A 21,355-nucleotide genomic window follows, 5' to 3' on the forward strand; every position below is an offset into this window, starting at 1 on the left:
GAGACCCGTCATCCAACGGCCAGTCCGCCATGGACGGCGGCCCAGTTCTGGTGCCGTAGGCAACGAGTGCCTTGTGGGTCGTCGTGATCACGTCGTCATGAGGATCAGCATCACAAGCAGCGTTCGTCGTGGTTCAACGTCTGCTCCTTGTTCAGCGCAGTCGGCGCAGATAAGGGTCGTGGAGCCGCCGGGGAGTCAGCCGGACGCGGGCGTCGGCCACGGCGACACCGGACGGGCCGGCCACGACGGGGTTGAAGTCGGCCTCGGCGAGCTGCGGCAGGTCCGCGGCCATACAGGACAGGCGCAGGAGCAGCTGCTCGATTCCTTCGAGGTCCAGGGGGTCGGTGCCCCGGTAGCCGTGCAGCAGCGGAGCGCACCGCGGCGCTGCCGTCAGGTCGTGGACGTCCTCGACCGTCAAGGGGGCGAGCCGGGCCGCGTGGTCGGCCAGGATCTCGGTCGCCGTTCCGCCTAGGCCGAACAGCACCAGCGGGCCGAAGACCTCGTCCTGCACGACGCCCGCGAAGAGTTCGACGCCGTACTCGGCCATGGGCTGGAGCAGCACGCCGTCGAGCTTGTCACCGAAGCGGTCCACGAAGTCGCGGTACGCCGAGCGTACTTGTTCGTCGCCCCGCAGACCGAGCCGCACGGCGTGCTCCTCGCTTTTGTGGACCAGTCCGGGCCAGTGGGCCTTGAGGACCAGCGCGCCGTCCGGCCCCCGCAGACGCTCGGCCGCTGCTGCCGCCTCGTCCTCGGTGCCGGCCCAAGCCCAGGGCAGCTGGGGGATGCCGTAGCAGTCCAGCAGCGCCGCGCAGTCCCGGGGGGACAGCCACCCGCCGTCCGTCTCTCGGGCGAGATACGTCTCGACGACCGCCACGGCGGTGCGGGCGTCGACGCGGTCGAGGGCTGGAACGGTTCCGGTCGGCCTGGCCAGCCATTCCGCGCGCGCCGCGGCGTGCGCCAGGGCCCGGGCCGCAGCCTGCGGGTCGGCATAGGCGGGAACCGCACCGGCACCTGTGGTGAGCAACTGGACTGACGCCTCCTGGTCGGGCAGCACGGCGGCGAGCGTGCACGCAGGGTGCTCGGCGGCCTCGGTCACAGCCCGCGTGAGGTCGTCGCCGGTCGCCGTCGCGACGGCGGTGGGGACGAGCGACACCAGGACCGCGTCAACCGCGGCGTGCGCGGTCAGCGCGTCGAGGCAGTCGCGCAATTGGTCCTCCGAGACGGCGGCACCGGTGTCCACCGGGTTGGTGGCACAGGCACTTGCGGGCAGCGCGGCGAGGAGCCTCTCCACCAGCTCGGGCGGGAAGGGGGACACAGTCAGTCCGGCTTCGACACAGGCGTCGGCGGCGAGCACACCCGTGCCGCCGGCGTTGGCGACGACCACCACGCGCCGTCCGGCGGGCAGTGGCTGCGTGTGCATGAGTGCGGCGGTGTCCAGCAGTTCGGCGATGCTCCGGGTCGCGGTGACACCGGCCTGCCGAAAGAGCGCCTGGCGCGTCACGGTGGGGGATGCGGCGGCAGCGGTGTGCGAGGCCGCGGCGCGCCGGCCCGCTTCCGTACGTCCCGCGTCGACCGTGAGCACCGGCATGCGGCGGGTCACGCGGCGGGCGGTCCGGGAGAACGCGCGAGGGTTGCCGAACGACTCCAGGTGCAGCAGCGCCAGGTCGGTGCGCCCGTCGGCCTCCCACCACTGGAGCATGTCGTTGCTGCTGACGTCGTACTTGTCGCCGAGCGACACGAAGGTGGACACCCCGATGCCCAGCCGGGTCAGCCCCGCCAGCAGCGCGATGCCGACACCGCCCGACTGCACGGCGACTCCCGCGGTGCCCGGCAAGGGACGGTCGGCCGCGAACGTCGCGTCAAGCCGTACGTCCTCTTCCGTGTTGGCCAGGCCCAGGCAGTTGGGGCCAGCGAGCCGCATCCCGTGCCTGCGACAGGCGGACAGCAGCGCCTTCGCCTGCTGTCCGTCGAGGCCCGCGGAGACGACCAGCAGCGCACGCACGCCACGGGCGCCGCACTCCTCCGCGACGGCCGGCACAGCAGCGGCGGGTACGGCGACGACGGCGAGGTCGGGCGGCTGCGGCAGCGCGGCCACTGAGCGGTACGTCGGCATGCGCAGGATCACGGATGCTTCGGGGTGCACGGCGTACAGCCGCCCGGTGAAGCCGTTCGCGCGCAGGTTGCGCAGCACCGCGCGGCCGACCGAACCGGGATGCCGTCCCGGTCCGATCACCACGACCGACCGCGGCCGCAGCAGTGCCTGGAGACTGGCGACATCGGCCGTGCGGCCCCGTGCCTCGACGGCCGACAGATAGGTCTCGTCCTCGGCGAGCCGGACCCTGCAGTGCACCTCGGGGCCCTCGAAGTGCCGGGTGACGGTCAGCCCGAGGTCGGCGAAGACCTTCAGCACGTCGCGGTTCTCGGAGAGTGCGTCGGCAACGAAGGCAGTGATCCCGTCGGCGCGCGCCGTGGACACGAGGTGCTCCAGAAGCAGCGTCCCCACGCCCCGGTGGTGCCAGCGGTCGGCGACGGCCAGCGCCACGTCCGCGTCGAAGCCGTCGCCGTCGATCCGCTCGTACTGGGCTATGCCCACGACGTCGGAGCCGGTCTCGGCGAGCAGCGCGCGGGCACCGGGGCGAGCGCGTGAGCAGAGCCTTTCGGCGGCCTTCCGGGCCGAGTCGCGGCTGATGGTGAAGAACCGCAGACGCAGGTTCTCGGGCGACATCTCCTCGTACAGCCGGCGCACGGCCTCCTCGTCACCGGGCCGGACCGGACGGATGCGCACGGTGGTTCCGTCCGAGAGCAGAACGTGGACGGGCTCGGGGAGTCGGTCGGTCACGGCCATGTCAGACCTCCCAGCAGACCTCTCGAACAGGGCTCCCGTCCAGCATCGCTCCCGGGCACAGCCCAACGCACAGGGCCTTCAGGCGCACAAGCAGGACCCGTACAGCCCTCGCCCGGAGCCGCCCTGCCTCTCTCCAGGTCCGTCGAGGGGTGGCAGCGCCGAAGCCAGGCATGCCGAACTGGCAGGTATCCGGACCTGTGCGAATGGCGGTGGGGGCGGCGGAGCGTCCGCTGATCGTCGTGGTCGAGAAGGCCCGGCACAGGGCTGACCTGCGTCGTCAGGGCTGGATGTCCAACACGTCCCGCACGGGGCGACGCGGGGTCACGGGGCCCGGGGAGCCGTAACCGAGGCGGAGCACCATCTGTACGTAACCGATTGCCGACTGTGGGTCGCGGACGGCCCAGCGCAGTTCAGGCCATTCCAGGGCGTGGGATGTGAGCGAGGTGGACAGCCCGTCCAAGGTGGCCTGTAGCAGGACGCGTTCCATCGCCTGACCCGCACATAGCCAGTCAGCGGGCTGGTCGTGGGCCGTGCCCAGAAGGGCCAGCTGGGGCCTCTGCTCGAAGGTGGCCTTGCCGCGGCGCGGCACGGTGCGCCTGCCCGCGAAGTCGCGAACTGGAGCCTTGCCGTTGTACTTGTGGGGCCCGAAGGCGTACTCGGGGATGCCATCGGTCGCGCTTCCGGCGGCGTCGGAGACTCGGGTCCAGCGGGTCAGTTCCTCCGCGCTTTCGGGGTCCAGTGCATCGCGGCCCTCGGCGTCGTGGACCAGATCGAGCAGCGTCTGCACATGCCAGGCTTCCGGGAAGGTCAAATGTGCTCCTTCCAGGCGGGCCGCGCCACAGAGGGTGTCGCGCAGGGCGGCTGGTATCTCCTCCTCCGTGAACGGGTGGCGGCTCGTGTGCCGACGGTGGATCGCCGGGTACAGCGGGGTGAGATCGTTCTCCGGGAGCACGGGGCCGGTCAGCCGTACGGTCGCGAGCAGCTGAGGGTCTTCGGGGTCGGGCAGGATCCGGGTGACGGGCTCGCAGCCTGCGTGTGCTGCGGCTACGCGAAGGTTGAACAGAGCCGCGCCGCAGCCGAGGTGGAGGGCCCGCGTCGTGGGGTCGGCGTGCGGCATGGCTCGCTCAAGATCGGCGCGCACGTGGAACGTCCCAGTGCCGCGGAAGAAGCGGAACTTCCACGGCTGCGCGTTGTGCATGGACGGAGCGGCTGCGGCGTCCTCGACGACGGCCGTCACCGTCTGCGTATCGAGCGGTTGTACCGGCATCGGGCGCCTCCCTCAAGGAGCCAATAGCCCCGGCACGTCGGCCTGTTTCCCACGATAGCCAGGGCCCGTGTCCACCGCTGCCTGCCGCCCCGACACGCCCATGACAACCGCAGCCACGCGGCGGGGCTGTGCCGCAGTCCAGGCCTTGACCGGGGTGATGGAAGAGCGCGCCTCCATGGGGTCGTGGTCCATCGGCGATAGGTTCCTTGACTGAGTCCTCTCCTCGTGTCCCTGGTTCCCGTCGAGCTCTCGCCCTAGGAAGGCATGCCAATGGCCGCACCAGCTCCGGGCGCCGGACAGATGATCGCCTTGAGCTTCACCGGCCGCGAATGGTGGGCCATCATCCACGGCATGCTCCTGGGCGCCGCGTTCCTTTTCGCCTTCGCCGGCGGGCTCGCCGAGCTCTACAGCCTCAAACCCGCGCTCATGACGCGCGAAGGCGTGACGGAACGCATGCGGCGCGTCAGGATCGGCGTCACCGCCATGGCAGTGACAGCGTGGGCCACCGTGATCACCGGTACCTGGATCGTCTATCCGTGGTATCGGGAGGCGGTCCCCACCAGCCCCAGGTCCCAGCTGCTGGCCGACGCGGCCAATGCCGACTGGCACGAGTTCGGGATGGAGTGGAAGGAACACATCGCTTGGATCAGCCCGATCCTGGCCACCGCCGTCGCCTTCATCGTCTGGTACTACGGCCCAGGCCTGATCGCGCACAACCGCGTCCGCCGAACCACCATCACCTTGTTCGTCCTCTCCTTCGCCTTCGCCGCGGTGGCCGGGGCGCTCGGAGCCTTCATCACCAAGGTCGCCCCCATCCAGTAGCCCCAAGGGCTCCGGAACTCATGCTGGTTCAGCGCCGACAGGAGAACGCTGACAATGACACCCAAGAACGCGGCGAGCGCCGCCAGCGACAGGGGAGAAGGACCGGCCTTCCCCCGCAGCGAACGGGTGGAGGGGCCGATCTCCGCAGCGACCATCGCCGCGGGTGTCGGCGCCGCCGCACTGGGCCTGCTCACCACGCTCGCCGAGGCCAGCACGGGCGTGAAGGACTCGATGACCTGGAGTGGCTCGGTCGGGCCGCTCTCCGGCAAGACCAGCCTGGCCGTGGTGGTCTGGCTGCTGGCCTGGGTTGTGCTCCATGCCGCGCTGCGCAGGAAGCCGTACGAGACAGTGCCTGCCCTGACCATCAGCCTTGTGTTCATCGCCCTGGGGGTTCTGGGAACTTTCCCCGAGTTCTTCCAGCTGTTCGGCTGAGTCGGGCGGCCTGCCCGCCAGGGGCTGGCCGGGGCTCCAGGTTGCGCGGGGTCGGTCATGGAGGAGTCCGGCGGCACGCGCGCCAGGGTCGGCTCACCGCTTCGGGATTACTGGCTGCCAGCTGGTTCTCGCATCTCGATGAAGCGGCCGTGCCAGGTGTGGTACCAGACGTCCCCGGTCCGGTCGTTGACCGAGAGCATGCCGACGGTCTTCCCGTCGCGCAGGGTATGCAGCGTGTAGTAGCCGGGGAAGTCCTCGGGCTCGGCAGCGCGCAGGCCCGGCCGGTGTTCTTCGAGCCAGCGGTTGGCGATACGCGACGCCTGCTCCGGGAGGATCGTCGCGGCCCTGCTGTCGGCGCGGGCCGGCATCATGCCGTAGGCGGTGTTCCACATCATGGCGGGGCCGAACTCCGGATGGACTGTGCCGCTGGGCTCGATGAGCACTTCGGTGGCGCCCTTGCCGCGGGGATCGAGGAGTTCGGCGTAGTAGCCGTTGGTGAACCTCATCACTTCGCCGACGTGCAGGCCCCATCGCTCACCGAAGCGGTCGGCCGCTCGGTCGGCGTCCGCCAGGTTGCGCACTGGACCGTCGCGGGACGCGATTCCCGTCATTGGCCCGTGGCGGGATGGCCCGCCGGAGACTCCTGAGACCCACACGAGGGAGGCGATGAGGGCGGCGAGCGCGCCCACCAGCACGGCCAGAGGAACCCAGCGCCCCCGCAGCCAGGTCACCGCGGCCTCGGACGGTGAGCGGCCAGCCGCTGCCGTGCCTCGGTGTAGGCGTCGGCATCGATCTCGCCGGAGGCGAAGCGGCGGTCGAGGATCTCCTCCGGGGTCTCCCGCTGCGGCCACCTGTGCTCGGGGCCGTTCCCGTGGCCGGTCGGGTGGTGGGTGAGGCGTATGACCGCCCACACGACGAGACCGATCAGGGCGATCCACAGAAGCGGCATGAACGCCATCCAGGCCCAGCCGCCGCCGTCCCAGTACATCATTCTCCCCACCTCCGAAGGGCTCGAACTCTGAGGAGTCCCGTACCTGTCCACACTGATCCGGACCCTTTTAGGGCGCAAGGGTCCTTCGGTCCCGCCTGTGGGTCGCTCGGGCCCGTCGGTCATCGTGCGCTGCGGGGCTCGGCGCATGGTCAGGGCTGTGGGTGGGTTGCGTACATGCGTGCCGCCGCCAGAAAGCCAGAAAGGCCGGGGGCGGCGGTGAGTGCGGCGACGGCCCAGACCTCGGTGGTGAGACCGTAGGCGTCGGCGACGGCTCCGGCGAGCAGCGCGCCGACGTGGGGCCGCGGTCGCGTAGACGGGAGATGAGCGTGATCTTCACCGGGCGCGAATCGGCGATCACGTCCCTTGATCAGTACCGCCCCGCCGCCGTCGCGGCCCGCGAGCGGCCCGCCCTTGCGGCCGAACGGCCCGGCGGTGCCTGGCACAGGAATAGACACCGCCGTGGTACATCATCTGGAGCCGGTTGCGATCAGGCCCTCGGGCGGGGACGCGCGGCATGGGCATGCGGGTCGGCGATCGCCTGCTTGTAGAGGCCGTGGGCCCATACCTGCAGGCCGAGCGATGCCTCGATGTACTCGCGTGACGCCGCCTTCGACCCGGGCGACGTCGGCACGGCGCGGCCCGAAGAAGAACCAGCCCAATGCCACGATGAATGCAGCGGCGGCCAGGACGACGACGACATCGAGGGCACCCATGAGTTGCACGCCTCCTTGCAGCTGCCTTCCAGCCTGCCTCCGCCTACCCCCACCAGGTAGGGGCTGATCGACCTAGCGGTCGGGGTCGTCCGGCCCCAGCACCGCATGTGCGCAGGCGAGACGATGTACCGGAGACAAGAGCTCTACGGGCGCCGGAGCTCGGTCCGCACTCGGTCGGAGAAGCGGGTGAGTGGCGATGGTGTTCTGAACGTCGGATCGCCGCAGCCCCTTGCGGCCCCGCCCTCCGGTGAAGGAGGCCCACGATGAACCAGCGCAACTACGGTCTGTACGCGATCGCCGTCGCCATCGCAGTGGTCGGCGCCCTGGCCCTCGGGGTTCCCCCAAGCACCCTGGTGCTCCTGGCCGTTGCACTGGCCTGCCCGCTGATGATGGTCCTCATGATGCGCGGCATGCACGGAGGCTCCGACATGCATGATGGTCACGCCGACACGGAACGGGACGAGGACCGGCTGCACCACGACGACCACCACACCGGGCCTGGGCGGACCTGACCGCCCGGCCGCAGCCCCAACCGCGCGCGGTGAGGTGATCACCATGATCCTGGCCTGCATCGTCTACGAACTGGCGCGCCTGATCACTCCTGACGAGCCTCGCTGTCCGCCGCTCGCCCGCCTGCGGGGCCGCCGCGCCGCCCTGGAGGGCGCAGAACGCTGGTGCGTGGGGCTGCGGCTGCACCACCGCATCGACGCCGCGACCTATCAGCACCGCATGAGCGCCATCGCCCACGGGCGGCGGCGGGGAACACACCACCGCGACCCGTCGACCACGCCGCCTCAGCCGAAACAGGGTCGGAGCGGTGAGCCCTCTGCGGCTCCTTCTCCTATCCTGCGTCCCAACAGTGTCCCGAATCCGCCGTCCAGCCCCTCGCACAGACCCCTGGTGAAGCTCGCACCGACGGTGAACCGACGCATCCTCGCAGGTCAGCGAAGCGTCAACTACAAGCCGTCGAACCGCCATCGAACTCGTGAGCAGCGGATTCAGTCCGTTGGGCCAAAGTTCTGAATCCGCGCTCGCGATGAGACGTTTCTGCAGGTCACAGGCCTGTGTGGTGGGGCGGGTGGGACTCGAACCCACGGCCGACGGATTATGAGTCCTTTGAGGATCTTGGCGGCCCTTGCGTTTCCACGCTGATCCATGGCGTTTTTGCAGGTCAGCCGGGGTGAACTGTGTCAGCACACCCTTGCCTTTGTCGGTCTGTTCCTGTCCTTGTGTCCCCAACGCGTCCCCAACGGGCTCCTCAAGACGAGAGCGTAGGACCAGGAGGGACACAATGGCCTGCTCGGCAGCACGCCACGACCTGGTCCGCAGCGGATTCTCATTCCAACGCGCAGAGGCTCCCCCCTCGTATCGGGGCGAGCCTCTGTGGCCGTTGTCGCAGGCCGGACGTCTGCGGACAGACTTTCGCCGGACGGCGGACTACACCAAGGGGAAGCTGTACGGCATCCATGCGAACCCGCTTGGGGCGCGCGGTGTGGAGGATGAACCCGCCGCCGGGGGCCTTCCCGGCTTCATGGCGATCGAACGGCGGATCGGCATAGAGGCGCAGCGGCTTTATCGAGCAGTAGTGGGTTCTGGCCGCTGTGTGTGTTCTGGCGCTGCAACCTTCCGAACCGATACGACGCACACGAGGCGCACGGCATTGCCACCGCTCTCCCGGTCGGGGCCCTGCGGGCTCATGGGCTGGGCCTTGCCTGGGCTGACCGGCGGGGTTCTACGCTGCGCGCGACACTGGTGGTGTGTGCGAGCCACCGTCGCGGGTGCTCAGGTCGGGCGTACATACTCGGCCAGCGGTGCCGCGGCCGTAAGGAGCGGTGAGCATGTCCGACCTTTCAGGCGAACACCATCAGCAACAGTCTGTGGCTGGGGCCAAGGAGCGCAGCACAGCGGTGCTCGATGTACGCGGTCTGAACTGGGCGTCGCAGCAGAGCACGGTCGAATCGGTGCTCGGTCGGCGGCCCGGTGTGCTGGATGTCGAGGTCAACCCCGTTGCGCAGGCGGCCACGGTCGTCTTCGATCCGCGGCGGACCTCGCTGGCCGAGCTGCGGCGGTGGGTGACCCAGTGCGGCTACCACTGCGCGGGGCAGGTCGTGCCGTCCCACATCTGCGACCCCATGGCCGAGCCCGATCCGCCAGGGCTTCCGTCCGGTGCCACGGCGGTGAAGACAGAACCCCAGGCCCATGCGCTCCACGAACCGCCGTCGGAGGCACCTGCGGCTCCGGAGGATCTGCGCTCTCCGGACGAGATGATGGGGCACGGGGGCCACGCCGGCATGTCGATGGCGGCCATGGTCGCCGACATGCGCAACCGCTTCCTGGTGGCCGCGATCTTCTCCGTCCCGATCGTGATCTGGTCGCCGATCGGCGAGGAAGTCTTCGGGCTGCAGGCCCCGGTGCCCTTCGGTCTGCGGCAGGACGTGTGGGCGCTGCTGCTGAGCCTCCCGGTGATCTTCTATTCGTGCACGATCTTCTTCGAGGGAGCGGTGCGGGCCTTGCGCGCCCGGACGCTCGACATGATGGTGCTCGTCGCGGTCGCGGTCGGCGCCGGATGGCTGTACTCCCTGGTCATCACGTTGAGCGGGGGCGGCGACGTCTTCTACGAGGCGGCCACGGTGCTGGCGTCGTTCGTGCTGCTGGGCCACTGGTTCGAGATGCGGGCCCGGGGCGGTGCCAACGACGCGATCCGCACTCTGCTCGACCTTGCCCCGCCGCGTGCCGTGGTCGTGCGTGACGGTGAGCCCGTCGAGGTGCCGACCTCGGACGTCGCTGTCGGCGATCTGCTGCTGGTCCGTCCCGGTACAAAGATCGCCGCGGACGGGGTCGTGGAGGCGGGCGAGAGTGAGGTCGACGAGTCGACGGTGACCGGTGAGAGCCTGCCGGTGCACAAGGCCCCCGGATCATCGGTCGTCGGTGCCACCCTGAACGCCAACGGCACGCTTCGGGTCCGCGCCACCCGGGTCGGCTCCGACACCGCACTCGCTCAGATCGTCAAACTCGTCCAGGAGGCGCAGAACTCCAAGGCGCCGGGCCAGCGACTGGCCGACCGGGCCGCCTTCTGGCTGGTCCTTGTCGCCCTCGTCGGCGGCGCGCTCACCCTGGCCGTGTGGCTGTTCGCCACCGACCGGCCGTTCAGCGCCGCGATGCTGTTCGCCATCACCGTCGTCGTCATCACCTGCCCGGACGCGCTGGGGCTCGCCACCCCTACCGCGATCATGGTGGGCACGGGTCTGGGTGCCCGCCGCGGCGTTCTGTTCAAGAACGCGGCAGCCCTGGAGGCATCCGCCGGCATCCAGACCGTCGTCATGGACAAGACCGGCACGCTCACCAAGGGGGAGCCCGAGGTGACGGAGGTGGTCACCGCGCCGGGAACAGACGAGCGCGAAGTGCTGCGTCTGGTGGCGGCCGTGGAGCGCGAGTCCGAACACCCTTTGGCCGAAGCGGTCGTTCGGTACGCGCAGGCACAAGGGGTTGCGGCGGCCGGTGCGCGCCATTTCGAGAACGTTCCCGGTCACGGCGCCACCGCCGTCGTCGACGGTCACCGCATCGCGGTCGGCAACCGCCGGCTGGCACTGCGCGAGGGCGTCGACCTCGGCCCTCTCACCGGCCGCCGTGACGAACTGGCCGCGACGGGCCGCACAGTGATCATAGCGGCCGTCGACGGACGAGCGGCGGCGCTGATCGCCATTGCTGACGCGCCCCGAGAGACGTCGGCCGCCGCCGTGTCCGAACTGCACGCCCTCGGCGTCCAGGTCGTCATGCTCACGGGGGACAACAAGGCCACGGCCGAGCGGATCGCCCGTCAGCTGGGCATCGACACGGTCATCGCCGAGGTCCTTCCCGGCGACAAGGCAGCCAAGGTCGCCGAACTTCAGCAGGAGGGCAGGAAGGTGGCCATGGTCGGGGACGGCGTCAACGACGCCCCCGCCCTCGCCCAGGCCGACCTCGGCATCGCCATCGGGGCAGGGACGGACGTCGCCATCGAGACGGCCGACGTCGTCCTCATGCGCTCCGACCCTCTCGACGTGCCGACGGCCCTGCGCATCGGCCGGGGCACCCTGCGCAAGATGCGGCAGAACCTCGGCTGGGCCATCGGCTACAACGCCATCGCCCTTCCCATCGCCGCCGGCGTCTTCGAGCCCGCGACAGGACTCGTACTGCGCCCCGAGATCGCCGCCCTGACCATGTCCGGCTCCAGCATCATCGTCGCCGTCAACGCACTCGCCCTCAAACGCCTTCGGCTCCCACGGGAAGCGCCAGCCGCCGTCTCCGCACCCGCGCCCGATCCCACGCGATGACTTCGAGAAGTCGGCCCTTTACCGGCTACACCGGACCGCCTTGGCAGTGATCAGGTTGTCCGGGCAGCGCAACAGGGATCCGGCCTGTCGGCTCCCGCTCTGGTTCCGCTCGAACTGCAGCTGTCCTGCCTTCTGACCATGGCAGGGAAATCCACGCTGCCCGGCGACCGGTCTGCGCTGCCCCCTCCTCGAAGTACGGCGAACTCGGTTATCCAGCGGATCTAGATTCCGGCGTCCCGGGTCCCGCTGGGCCTGACGGTGTCCTTCGTCGCGTATGTCATCAAAGACGCGGACACACCCTGGCAGCGCATCCTCAGCGTGGTGGGGCTGAGCGTGCTCATCGCCTCCGTCGTCGCCTTCTTCGGTCTGTGACACGTCGCATCTTCCATGTCCGGCCCAGGCAGAGGGGCGGCCACAGTCACGGAACCGCGGAGGAACCGGAGCACAAGCAGGGGCACGAGCAGGAGGCGCCGCGCAGTATGCCCGCAGCGCCAGATGCACCCACCCCCAGTGGCTCCCCGAAGGAGGAGGGTGCCGGAGCAGCCACCGCGGGACACGGCGATGGCCACCGCCACTGACAGACCCGAAAGGACAGCAGGGATTCCGTCCCTCCCGTCCGGGCCCAACGACGGGTACGCTCCCATCCCCCGGCAGGACCAGGAAAGGAACATGAAGAACACACCCAAGCGGCCTCTCGCCGCCACAGCAGTTCTCGCGCTGGGGCTCGCTGTGACTGCCTGCTCCAGCGACTCCGGCAGTAACTCCGCAACCGGCACCACCACCCCGGAATCGTCCGCTGTGGTGCATGGCCACGTGCACGGGCTCGGCATCAATCCCGCCGACAGCCGGCTCTACGTCGCTTCCCACGAAGGCGTCTTCACCCTGGGAGAGGACGGGGCAGCCCAGCAGGTGGGCAACAGCAAGGACGACTTCATGGGCTTCACCGTGGCCAAGGCGAACACCTTCTTGGCCAGCGGACACCCCGCCCACGGCACCAGCGGCCACAGCAACCACGGGTTGATCGAGAGCACTGATTCCGGCAAGACGTGGAAGTCCCGCTCCCTCGCCGGGCAAGCCGACTTCCACTCCCTCGACTACGCCCACGGCACCATCTACGGCTACGACAGCACCAACGCACTGCTACGCGTCAGCAAGGACGGAGCCGCCACCTGGGTGGATCGGGCTAGCCTTCAGGCCCTGGACATCGCCGTCAGCCCCGACCACCCGGACACCGTGCTCGCCACCACTGCCGACGGCATCGCCAAGAGCACCGATGGCGGGCGAACCTTCGCCCCGGGGCAGCAGCCGATGATGGCCTTTCTCTCGTGGGTGACGCCCGAGGCGCTGTACGGAATCGACGACTCGGGCGGGCTCAGCCGCAGCACCGATGGCGGCTCCACATGGCGCAAGGCGGGCTCGGTGCCGGGCGGCCAGGCCCAGGCGCTCACTGCGGTCGACGACGAGCACATCCTGGCTGCCACCCAGACCGGCGTCTACGAGTCGCGGGACGGTGGCAGGTCCTTCACCAAGCGGTTCGCGGTCGAGGCAGGAGATGGCCACTGATCACCATGCAGTGGTGAGCGGACCGCCTGCACGGCGTACGGCGAAAGTCGCGGCCGGGCAGGTCACCGTATTCTCGATGGAAGCTGCGACCGAGCACGCAGAACAGACGTCATGAGCGAGAAGGGGCCGATGGCAGTGAACAGCGCCCGCAACGGCAGCCCGGCAGTAGCCCGGCTGCTGGCGGTGTGTGCACTGCTCGCCGGTCTGTTCCTCATGCACGGCAGCCCGGCAGCCGCTGAAGGCTGTCACGGGGACGCGGCGGGTGCCGCGTCCCCGGCAAGTGCGGTGGTGGCGCCCCATCACGGCATGAGCACCTCGGCAGTCCCGGTGGCCGGTGACTCCACCGGTCCGGCGGTTCACGCCGATATGCCGTCCCCTGCCTCCCATCACGCGGTGTGTGTGTCCACTCCCGCCCGCAGCCCTGTCCTGCTGCCCGCCCTCGCGGTCTTCGCCCTGGTCGGAACGGCCGCGATGTGGGTGCTGACCGGTCGAACGACGGGTCTGTCCGCTGCCCGTCGGCGGGCGCCGCCTGGTGGGCGTCCTCTGCTGCTTCAGGTGTGCATCGCGCGGACGTGAGCATGCCGTGCCCGCCCCCGATCGGGGGATCGGGCCACGCCGCCCTGCTCCCTTCCGCGCCGCTCCGCGGCCGCGGTTTCCCGAAAGAGACCGAATCCTCATGTCTGCACACCCTCGTCCCATCTCCTCGCGCCGTCGTGCCCTCGCGGCGGTCGGCACAGCTGGCCTGCTCGCCCTGACCCTCGCTGCCTGTGGCGGCTCGGGTGACGACTCCGTGCCCGGCATGGACCACGGTGCCAAGGCCCACGCCTCTCCCGCTCCTTCGGCAACGGGCGCGCCGGGCCACGACATGGCCGGCATGAAGCACACGGCGTCCGACGACGGCCTAGCCGCCGAGAAGAACGGCTACCGCCTCAGCGCCGCCTCACCCGTCCTCCCCGCCGGAAAAACAGCCGCCTACCAGTTCGCGATCACCGGCGCTGACGGCAAGCCCGTGACCGAGTTCCGCGTCGAGCAGACGAAGCAGCTGCACTTCTACGCCATCCGCAGCGATCTCACCGGCTTCCAGCACATCCACCCCACCATGGCGTCCGACGGCACCTGGACCGCACCACTGACCGCGCTGCAGCCCGGGACCTGGCGCATGTACGCGTCCTTCACCCCGGACAGCGGGCCGGGCAAGGGCGAGGACTTCGTCCTGAGCACCACCGCAACCGTCCCCGGCACCGCATCCAGCACGGCTCTTCCCAAGGCGTCCGCCTCCACCACCGTCGACGGCTACACCGTCACCGTCACCGGTAGGCCCATGGAGGGCATGGCGCATCCGCTCACCGTCACCGTGACCAAGGACGGCAAGCCGGTCACCGACCTGGAGCCCTACCTCGACACCTACGCCCACCTGACCGCCTTCCACGCCGGCGACCAGGCCCTGGCGCACCTTCACCCTGAGACCCAAGTCTCGGGCGGACGGGGCGGGCCCAGCCTGACCTTCCACGCCGAACTGCCCAAGGCTGGTGACTGGCGGCTGTTCCTGCAGTTCCAGACCGCCGGCACGCTCCATACCGCAGCCATCACCATGAACGTCGGCTGATCACACGCCGGGGCGGGATGCATGCGTGCTCCCGCCCCGTCGTTGGCCTCTCAGGGACTTCGCGCGGCAAGGACGACGAGCATCGAGCGCGCGGCCTTGACGAGCCTGGTGGGTGCCGTCGATCAGCGCGATGAAGTCGCGCACGCCCATGCTGCGGCGCTTGCCCTTGCCCGCGGGGCGGGTGCGCGGGCGGTGGCACAGCCGGGTGCGGGAGCCTGGCCGCATCGCGATCAGTCCGGCCACCGACAGGCGTCCCGAGCGCCTCCCGCTCACCGTCACCTGCGGTGTGCGTCCGCGCCGCCCCCTGGTGCATCCTTTGGGCGGCCGCCGGGTGACCTGCCTCGTCCTCGAAGCAGATGCAGCCTTCGCAGGCCGCCCCCGGGCTCTTCTACCTCCGCCCAAGTCGCCTCCCTCCAGGCGGTCCCGGCCTGCTCGTCGCGCTCGGCCACCCGCCACGCGGGCACCTGCGGGCTGACGCCGAGCCGGTGCATCAGCCGGGTGGCGCCAGAGACGCTGTAGGAGACGTGGAACTTCCTGCCGCGTCCACACCTGATGTGATCTTCCTCTCATCGGGGGGGTGGGGACGCCTCCTGTTGGCAATTTCGCTACCAAGCCCGCCTATGGTCGTGCCGCGTGATCTCAGTCCAGGTCCGTCGCGGCCACCACACGGGAGCGTTGCTGCTGGCAACGGTCTTCGCGGTGGTGCTTGCCGTATTCGCGATGCACGCCCTGGCCTCACATCAGCAAGCCCACAGCGGGCACGCAGCCGCGTTGCCGCTCATCGACGCAGGGGACAAGGCTCAGCACGCGCACTCTGACGTCGCCCCCGGGGACGCCACCAAAACACCGGACAGCCCGGACGGCGAATCCCCCTGCGACCACGGCGGAGCCGGGGAGATCTGCCTGGCGCTGCTGTGCATCGGCGCCGCCCTGCTCGCGTCCGCCCTCAGGCGCGGGGTCTCCAGCCGTGTCCTCTTCGTGCTCCGCCGATGGGCAGCACCCGCGCACCGCTGGACCAGCCGCACCGGCGACCCACCGTGCCTACACCGACTTTCGATCCTGCGCTGCTGAGAGCTGCACCAGCGTGACGCCGCGCCACTGGTGTCGGCGCGCTTCTGCCTGCTCTCACACACCAGGATCTGAAAGGCCTTACCCGCATGACCACCGTTCTCGAGCCCGGGCGCCACCAGACTTCCGCCTCGAAACATCGCCGCCCCACCTTCGACAAGAAGTCACTCCCGGCTCGCTACAGCGGCCAGATGCTCTACTTCATGGGCGCCGCCCTCATCGCCGGCGCCGTCGTCCACTACCCGATCGATCCGTCGCTGTACACGATCATCTGCGTCGTCGGCGCCTTCGTGTTCCTCCTCGGCACCATCGTCAACGAGTTCGTGCTGGCCGACGAACGTCCGGCGCTGAGCCAGGCAGTCTCGCTGGTCGCGTTCTCCCTACTGCTGTCCTTCGGTGTCGGCCTGGTCGGCGGCGGCATCCAGCACTTCGAGCAGTTCCCCGAGCGCAGCGCCTTGATGACCCCCATCGGCCTGCTCATGTCGTACGTCGCGTTCGTCGCCAAGGACTCCAAGGGCCGCTGGCGGCACCTGGTCAGCCCATTCGCGGCCGGCGTCGTCGTCATCTCGGCCCTCACCTGGCTGGGCATGACCGCCCTCGCCGGCACCATCAGCTCCGATGGCCACAGCCACGACCACGGCTCCACGACCCAGACCCCCGCCGAGCCGGACCAGGCTCCCGTTGAGCAGGACCCTCCGGCCAAGGCACCCGCCGAGCCGGCAGAGGATGGCCATACGTCCCATAGCCACTGACCCCGGTCCGGCGGCTCGTAGCCGGTCTCGCGGGCCCACGCGTGGACCACGCTGGGCTTGTCATGGGCCCCATGGGCGTCACAGGCGCCGCACAGCCCCCGTCCGGGCCCCGTTCGACGTAGGTCGGACGGGGCCCGCGGACCTGTTGTCGGCACGCTCTAAGTCTTGAAGCGACTCATGGCGCTTGCGCTTGCCGTCGCAGTGGGATGCGGCGTGCTCTTGCGGGCGCGCAGCTCGGCGAGGCGTTCCTCCAGCCGGTTCTGCTCGCTGGTGATCTTCCCCGGCTCACCGCGGCGGGTGCGGTCCTTGACCACGTACATGGCCTGGTCGGTTGCCTTGCGACGAGTCGCCGCGGCGAACCCCTTCTCCACCAGAAGCTCGTGGGCTTTGGTGCTGCGGGTCGCCTGCTTCACGTCCCCGGCGAGCAGTCCCCGGGGGATCGCCTCCGGGTTGGCCCGGGTCTTCAGGGCAGATGGCTGGTCTCGGAGGCGCGTTTGGGTGATGGGGTGCTGTCGGCGCACGCGGCCACTTTGCGTAACCTCGGTACCAGCGGGCACCGGACGGCTATTCCGCCACCGCTCCGTCGGTCGCGGTGCAAAGGACCCGGGGCCGGCCGTCCAGCGCCTTGCCGGCGTGCTGACCGTATACGCGGGAGTCGCCCGGCAGCGTCATGGAGGAGAGCTGGCGGCGACGCTGCATCAGGGCGCCCACGTCAGCCACGCCGAGCAGCATCTGACCCGCATCATTGCCGCCCTCATCACCGAAGGCGCTGAGGCCAGCGATCTGCGCGACGACGTACCGCCCGACGAACTCGCGTCCTACTGCCTGCACGCCGTCACCGCGGCCTCCGCGATGGCCACCGAACCGGCAGTCGACCGACTCGTCCGTTAGTCCCTGCACGGCCTGCAGCCAGTCCCCTGACATGCGAGACACCACCGTCAGCCGTGACGGGTACACCCCACTACGACGGGTGGACGCGCCGCGAACCGTCCCCCAGCAGCAGGGCGACAAGGCGTTCGGTCGTCTCCCGCGCGTCCAGCGGAGCGTCGGGGCTGCGGGTCATCGACAGGTGGTGGACCGTACCGACGAGTGCGAGCGCGGTAGTGACAGCGTCGATCCCTCAACCCATCGGCGCAGCTCGGCCAACGACGTAAGCCGCGGGTCGAAGACCACCGTCGCCGACTGGGCGCCCGGGTTGACCTCGACCTGAAGTACGCCGAGCCGCCGCCCCAGCACGGCGGCCACGGTGCTCTGCTGCGACGCCCAGGCCAGACCGCGCACATCCAGAACCGCCGTGCTGCGCTCCTTACCAGGGCCCTCGTGGTGAGGCGTGCTGTGATGGGGGTGTTCTCTCTGGTGATGCACTCTCACCCCTCCTTCGATGAGTGCGGCCGGCACCGCGGGCCGCGGTCAGCCCGTGGTGGGTGCCAGCGGCCAGTCGTTGCCCGGCCCCATGCCCGGACAACGGCCGCAGGCGGGCGGGCCGGTGAGCCCGGCCAGGATCCGCGACGCCTTGGCCAGGACCAGGATCCCGGTGGCCGGTCCGGGTGCCGACCGCAACCCGTGGGGGACCCATCGCCGGTACCGCGGTGGTGGTGAGCGTCCACAATCAGCAGCGTGCGCGCCGTACGGCAGTCGTGTCCATCTGTGGACCCTCGGGCTGGTCATCCACACCTGGACCGTGATGCGACAAGAAGCGAGCAGCAGCCCGGCGGCCGCGCCGAGGGGGAGCTCGCTTGCGCCCGTGGTTGTTGCCGGCGGCGAACACCGACAACACCAGCCCGATCAGCAGCCCTCACCAGGCGCCGGTGCTCCTTTGCCAGGGCGGCCCCGGCCGCGGGTCAGCGGCCGACCACGGTCGCGACCTGCGCAGGTCCCGAACCGATGATCGCGTTGTCTTCCATCGGGAACCTGCGGCCGGACAGGAGACCGGCCACGCGCTGTGCGGCTGCATGGGTCGGATACGAGCCGACACCGGACGGCCGACCTGCACGGTGGTCGGTGCCTGGTCATCGGAGGGCTCTCCTCGTCATAGAGGTGAGTGAGCGCACGTGGTGCACAGGAACAGGGCGCGATGTCGCGGATGACCGCAGAACGCGGGCCCCGGCATGCGGCTGGTCACCGGGCAAGGGGCTCTGCCCGGCGGTGCCAGTCGGCTTCGTCGGGCCTGCTCGTCAGGCACGGAACCGGCACAGGTCTGACCGGCCCCAAGTATGGGCCGCAGGTCCCTGCCCCCGATGGGTATCGCAGAGCGAGGATGGTTCCAGACCGAGGGCTCAACCCCTGCCTTCGCTGGCCTGCCGAAAAGGGTCCGCACGCGCCAGGGCCGAGGTTGCGGCCCAGGCCACCGGGTCGGAGCCTGAGGGTGTCCGTCGGCATGGCACGGCATGGCATGGCTGATTCCTCACCCACGTCGAGAGGAGGCGGGCCGCTGTGACCAGCATCGCCCACCGCATTGCCACCCTCTTCCGGACCAAGGCGAACAAGGCCCTGGACCGGGCCGAGGACCCGCGTGAAGTACTGGACTACTCCTACGCCCAGCAGCAGGAGATGCTGCAGAAAGTGCGGCGCGGCGTGGCGGACGTGGCCACCAGTCGCAAACGTATCGACTTGCAGATCAGCCAGCTGCAGCAATCCGGCGGCAAGCTGGAGGGACAGGCGCAGCAGGCACTCGCCGCCGGACGCGAGGACCTCGCCCGCGAAGCCCTCACCCGGCGCACCGCCGTGGCCTCCCAACTCACCGACTTGCAGGCCCAGCAGGCATCGTTGTAGGCGGAGGAGGAGAAGCTCACCCTGGCCGCGCAGCGGCTGCAGGCGAAGGTGGACACCTTCCGCACCAGCAAGGAGACCATCAAGGCCCGCTACACCGCGGCCGAGGCCCAGACCCGTATCACCGAGGCCGTCACCGGCATCGGCGAGGAGCTGGGCGATGTCGGCCTGGCGATGCAGCGCGCCCAGGACAAGACCGAGGAACTGCAGGCCCGCGCGGGCGCGCTGGATGAGCTCCTCGCCTCCGGCGCACTGGAGGACGCCACCCTCCCGGCCGGCCGCGACGACATCCAGGCCGAACTCGAGCGCGTCACCGCGGGCCAGGACGTGGACAAGGAACTGGCCCGGATGAAGGCCGAGCTCCCAGCATCCGCCACCCCGCCGCCGGCCGTGGAAGGCAAGGACACCCCGCAGGGCTCGTCCGATCAGGAGGCGACATCATGATCATGCGGATTCTCGGCGAGGGCCAGTACAAGATCGCCGATGAGCACCTGGCCCGGCTCAACGAGCTGGACTCCGCCCTGCAGTCGGCTGCCGACGCGGACGACGACGCGGCGTTCGCCACCGCCCTGTCGGCCCTGCTCGACGCGGTGCGCAGCCTCGGCACGCCACTGGCGGACGAGACGATCACACCATCCGACCTGGTGCTGCCCGATGAGGCCACCAGCCTCACGCAGGTGCAGGAGCTGCTCTCCGACGAGGGCCTGATTCCAGGGTGATGGCGATGCGCAGCCGCTTTGAACCCGACCGGCAGCTGACCGCCCGCATGGTGGTCACCATGTTCCTGCTCGGGCTGGTGTACGTGGCGTTCATCGCCGCGCTGATCGTGCTGCTCAAGTCCGTCGTCCTCGTCGTTGTGATCGCCGCCGGGCTGCTCGGTGCCCAGTACTGGTTCTCCGACCGGATCGCCCTGTACGCCATGCACGGCCGCCTGGTCACACCGGAGGAACAGCCCACGCTGCACGGCGTCATCGACCGGCTGTGCGCCACCACGGACATGCCCAAACCCCGGGTGGCCATCTCCGAGATGGACCTGCCCAACGCGTTCGCGACCGGCCGCAACGCCGACCACGCCGTGGTCTGCGTCACCACCGGACTGCTGCGCCGTCTGGAACCGGAAGAGCTCGAAGGCGTCCTCGCCCACGAGCTCTCCCATGTTGCACACCGCGACGTCGCGGTGATCACCATCGCCTCGTTCCTGGGCGTGATCGCCGGACTCATCGTCCGCTTCACCTTCTACTCCCAACTGTTCGGCGGACGCGACCAGCGCGACCAGAACACCGCCGTCGCGTTCGCACTCGTCATGGCGGTCTCCGCCCTCGTCTACGCCATCAGCTTCCTGCTCATCCGGGCGCTGTCCCGCTACCGCGAACTGGCCGCCGACCGGGTCGCGGCCATGCTCACCGCCAAGCCCTCCGCGCTGACCAAAGTCAGCGGCGACATCGCCCGCATCCCCACCCAGGACCTGCGCACCGCACAGGCGTTCAACGCGTTCTTCTTCACCCCCGCACTCGGACCCGGCACCGTGGTCGCCAGCATGTTCTCCACCCACCCCACCCTGGAACGCCGCCTGGAGGCCCTCGCGGAGATCTCCGGACAACTGGGCGAAGCGGCATGACCACCCACCACCGCACCCCGAGCCGGTATGGCCACAAGAAGCTGACGGACTGTGGGTTTCCTCGATGCCCTGTTCGGCCGGAGCAAGCCGGTCAAACCCGACCTCGACCAGCTCTTCGGCCTGCCCTCGGCGGCGATCGCCCTCCAGGCGGCCGTCGGCTTCACCCCACCGGAGCGGGCTCTGTCTGCTTCGCCACCCGAAGGCGGCGCACCAGTGGAGTTCAGCTGCGACGCCTGCGGGTACTGATGGCTGCTCTCCCGCCGAGCCCCGGACAACCTGCCCGCCCTCGTGGGCGACCTGCACGCGGTCAACACTGCCCTTCAGGACAGCGGCTTCGGACCTCAACTGCTCTGCTCCCTGGCCGCCTTCCGCCACGTGGAGCTGCGCCCCCTCGCACTGGTCCACCTCTACAAACGCGGCACGTTCCATCCCTTCGCGCCCCTGCCCGGCGAGAAACGTGACAACTCGCTCGAACTCCAGGTCAAGGCCGCGGTCCAGGACGACCTGCGCATCGAACAGGACCTGACCCGCTGGCTCCCGCTCTGGGGCGCCCCGGCCTCACCTCCCGCCCGCAGGCGGGTCTCTGCCACTGCCGG

20 protein-coding genes and 3 pseudogenes are annotated in these 21,355 nt (G+C 69.8%); 15 read left to right on the forward strand and 8 right to left on the reverse strand.

The window, feature by feature from the left end; all coding sequences use genetic code 11:
• Positions 1-151 precede the first annotated feature (151 nt).
• Together ACZ6ZQ_RS13370 and ACZ6ZQ_RS13375 are read right to left on the reverse strand one after the other, a co-directional pair.
• Entirely contained in the window at positions 152-2,845 is a 2,694-nt protein-coding gene (locus tag ACZ6ZQ_RS13370; RefSeq protein ID WP_469768659.1) for a bifunctional acetate--CoA ligase family protein/GNAT family N-acetyltransferase, read from the reverse strand.
• 277 nt (positions 2,846-3,122) lie between these two features.
• Entirely contained in the window at positions 3,123-4,112 is a 990-nt protein-coding gene (locus tag ACZ6ZQ_RS13375; RefSeq protein ID WP_469768660.1) for an Acg family FMN-binding oxidoreductase, read from the reverse strand.
• Positions 4,113-4,382: 270 nt separating this feature from the next.
• Between ACZ6ZQ_RS13375 and ACZ6ZQ_RS13380 the strand changes: the two genes are divergently transcribed.
• Entirely contained in the window at positions 4,383-4,934 is a 552-nt protein-coding gene (locus ACZ6ZQ_RS13380; protein WP_469768661.1) for a hypothetical protein, read from the forward strand.
• 54 nt (positions 4,935-4,988) lie between these two features.
• Positions 4,989-5,366, forward strand: coding sequence for a hypothetical protein (locus ACZ6ZQ_RS13385; protein WP_469768662.1), 378 nt, complete (start codon positions 4,989-4,991; stop codon positions 5,364-5,366).
• A gap of 107 nt (positions 5,367-5,473) precedes the next feature.
• On the opposite strand, the gene ACZ6ZQ_RS13390 is transcribed toward ACZ6ZQ_RS13385, so the two are convergent.
• The 3 genes from ACZ6ZQ_RS13390 to ACZ6ZQ_RS13400 form a co-directional block, all read right to left on the reverse strand.
• Complete coding sequence (locus tag ACZ6ZQ_RS13390; RefSeq protein WP_469768663.1) at positions 5,474-6,097, reverse strand: hypothetical protein; 624 nt, start codon at positions 6,095-6,097, stop codon at positions 5,474-5,476.
• Positions 6,094-6,357 carry an SHOCT domain-containing protein gene (locus ACZ6ZQ_RS13395; protein WP_469768664.1) on the reverse strand — a complete coding sequence of 88 codons (264 nt, stop codon included), beginning with the start codon at positions 6,355-6,357 and terminating at the stop codon, positions 6,094-6,096. The genes ACZ6ZQ_RS13390 and ACZ6ZQ_RS13395 overlap by 4 nt, the downstream gene beginning before the upstream one ends.
• Before the next feature lie 149 nt (positions 6,358-6,506).
• On the reverse strand, positions 6,507-6,800 hold the full coding sequence (locus ACZ6ZQ_RS13400) for a hypothetical protein (RefSeq protein ID WP_469768665.1): 294 nt from the start codon (positions 6,798-6,800) through the stop codon (positions 6,507-6,509).
• Between the two features lie 533 nt (positions 6,801-7,333).
• On the opposite strand from ACZ6ZQ_RS13400, the gene ACZ6ZQ_RS13405 reads away from it, so the two are divergent.
• The 6 genes from ACZ6ZQ_RS13405 to ACZ6ZQ_RS13430 all read left to right on the forward strand — a co-directional run bounded on the left by ACZ6ZQ_RS13405 (position 7,334) and on the right by ACZ6ZQ_RS13430 (position 14,552).
• Positions 7,334-7,582 (forward strand): hypothetical protein, encoded by a 249-nt coding sequence (locus tag ACZ6ZQ_RS13405; protein ID WP_469768666.1) that lies wholly within the window; start codon positions 7,334-7,336, stop codon positions 7,580-7,582.
• A gap of 34 nt (positions 7,583-7,616) precedes the next feature.
• Positions 7,617-8,093 carry a hypothetical protein gene (locus tag ACZ6ZQ_RS13410; protein WP_469768667.1) on the forward strand — a complete coding sequence of 159 codons (477 nt, stop codon included), beginning with the start codon at positions 7,617-7,619 and terminating at the stop codon, positions 8,091-8,093.
• 815 nt (positions 8,094-8,908) lie between these two features.
• Positions 8,909-11,383 carry a heavy metal translocating P-type ATPase gene (locus ACZ6ZQ_RS13415; RefSeq protein WP_469768668.1) on the forward strand — a complete coding sequence of 825 codons (2,475 nt, stop codon included), beginning with the start codon at positions 8,909-8,911 and terminating at the stop codon, positions 11,381-11,383.
• A gap of 669 nt (positions 11,384-12,052) precedes the next feature.
• Positions 12,053-12,946, forward strand: a complete 894-nt coding sequence (locus tag ACZ6ZQ_RS13420; RefSeq protein WP_469768669.1) for a F510_1955 family glycosylhydrolase — start codon at positions 12,053-12,055, stop codon at positions 12,944-12,946.
• Between the two features lie 129 nt (positions 12,947-13,075).
• Complete coding sequence (locus tag ACZ6ZQ_RS13425) at positions 13,076-13,522, forward strand: hypothetical protein (protein ID WP_469768670.1); 447 nt, start codon at positions 13,076-13,078, stop codon at positions 13,520-13,522.
• 100 nt (positions 13,523-13,622) lie between these two features.
• On the forward strand, positions 13,623-14,552 hold the full coding sequence (locus tag ACZ6ZQ_RS13430) for a hypothetical protein (RefSeq protein WP_469768671.1): 930 nt from the start codon (positions 13,623-13,625) through the stop codon (positions 14,550-14,552).
• Between the two features lie 105 nt (positions 14,553-14,657).
• Here the strand turns inward: ACZ6ZQ_RS13430 and ACZ6ZQ_RS13435 are convergent.
• Positions 14,658-15,091, reverse strand: a pseudogene (locus ACZ6ZQ_RS13435) (winged helix-turn-helix domain-containing protein); the annotation flags it as partial.
• A 94-nt stretch (positions 15,092-15,185) separates the two neighbouring features.
• Between ACZ6ZQ_RS13435 and ACZ6ZQ_RS13440 the strand changes: the two are divergent.
• Entirely contained in the window at positions 15,186-15,623 is a 438-nt protein-coding gene (locus ACZ6ZQ_RS13440; protein WP_469768672.1) for a DUF6153 family protein, read from the forward strand.
• Positions 15,624-15,709: 86 nt separating this feature from the next.
• Positions 15,710-16,372, forward strand: a complete 663-nt coding sequence (locus ACZ6ZQ_RS13445) for a hypothetical protein (protein ID WP_469768673.1) — start codon at positions 15,710-15,712, stop codon at positions 16,370-16,372.
• Between the two features lie 158 nt (positions 16,373-16,530).
• On the opposite strand, the gene ACZ6ZQ_RS13450 is transcribed toward ACZ6ZQ_RS13445, so the two are convergent.
• Positions 16,531-16,785, reverse strand: a complete 255-nt coding sequence (locus ACZ6ZQ_RS13450; RefSeq protein WP_469768674.1) for a hypothetical protein — start codon at positions 16,783-16,785, stop codon at positions 16,531-16,533.
• A gap of 220 nt (positions 16,786-17,005) precedes the next feature.
• Between ACZ6ZQ_RS13450 and ACZ6ZQ_RS13455 the strand changes: the two genes are divergently transcribed.
• Positions 17,006-17,263, forward strand: a complete 258-nt coding sequence (locus tag ACZ6ZQ_RS13455; RefSeq protein WP_469768675.1) for a hypothetical protein — start codon at positions 17,006-17,008, stop codon at positions 17,261-17,263.
• Between the two features lie 168 nt (positions 17,264-17,431).
• Here the strand turns inward: ACZ6ZQ_RS13455 and ACZ6ZQ_RS13460 are convergent, their stop codons facing one another.
• Positions 17,432-17,737: a cation transporter gene (locus ACZ6ZQ_RS13460; protein ID WP_469768676.1), complete on the reverse strand. Its 306-nt coding sequence runs from the start codon at positions 17,735-17,737 to the stop codon at positions 17,432-17,434.
• A 1,089-nt stretch (positions 17,738-18,826) separates the two neighbouring features.
• Between ACZ6ZQ_RS13460 and ACZ6ZQ_RS13465 the strand changes: the two are divergent.
• The 4 genes and pseudogenes from ACZ6ZQ_RS13465 to pspAB all read left to right on the forward strand — a co-directional run.
• Positions 18,827-19,585: pseudogene (locus ACZ6ZQ_RS13465) on the forward strand (PspA/IM30 family protein).
• Positions 19,582-19,860 carry a PspA-associated protein PspAA gene (gene pspAA, locus ACZ6ZQ_RS13470; protein ID WP_469768677.1) on the forward strand — a complete coding sequence of 93 codons (279 nt, stop codon included), beginning with the start codon at positions 19,582-19,584 and terminating at the stop codon, positions 19,858-19,860. The pseudogene ACZ6ZQ_RS13465 and the gene pspAA overlap by 4 nt, the downstream one beginning before the upstream one ends.
• 5 nt (positions 19,861-19,865) lie before the next feature.
• Positions 19,866-20,759: a zinc metalloprotease HtpX gene (gene htpX / locus ACZ6ZQ_RS13475; RefSeq protein WP_469768678.1), complete on the forward strand. Its 894-nt coding sequence runs from the start codon at positions 19,866-19,868 to the stop codon at positions 20,757-20,759.
• Between the two features lie 51 nt (positions 20,760-20,810).
• Positions 20,811-21,320: pseudogene (gene pspAB / locus ACZ6ZQ_RS13480) on the forward strand (PspA-associated protein PspAB); the annotation flags it as partial.
• Positions 21,321-21,355: the final 35 nt, after the last annotated feature.

This window comes from Streptomyces sp. NPDC053673 (assembly GCF_055585225.1).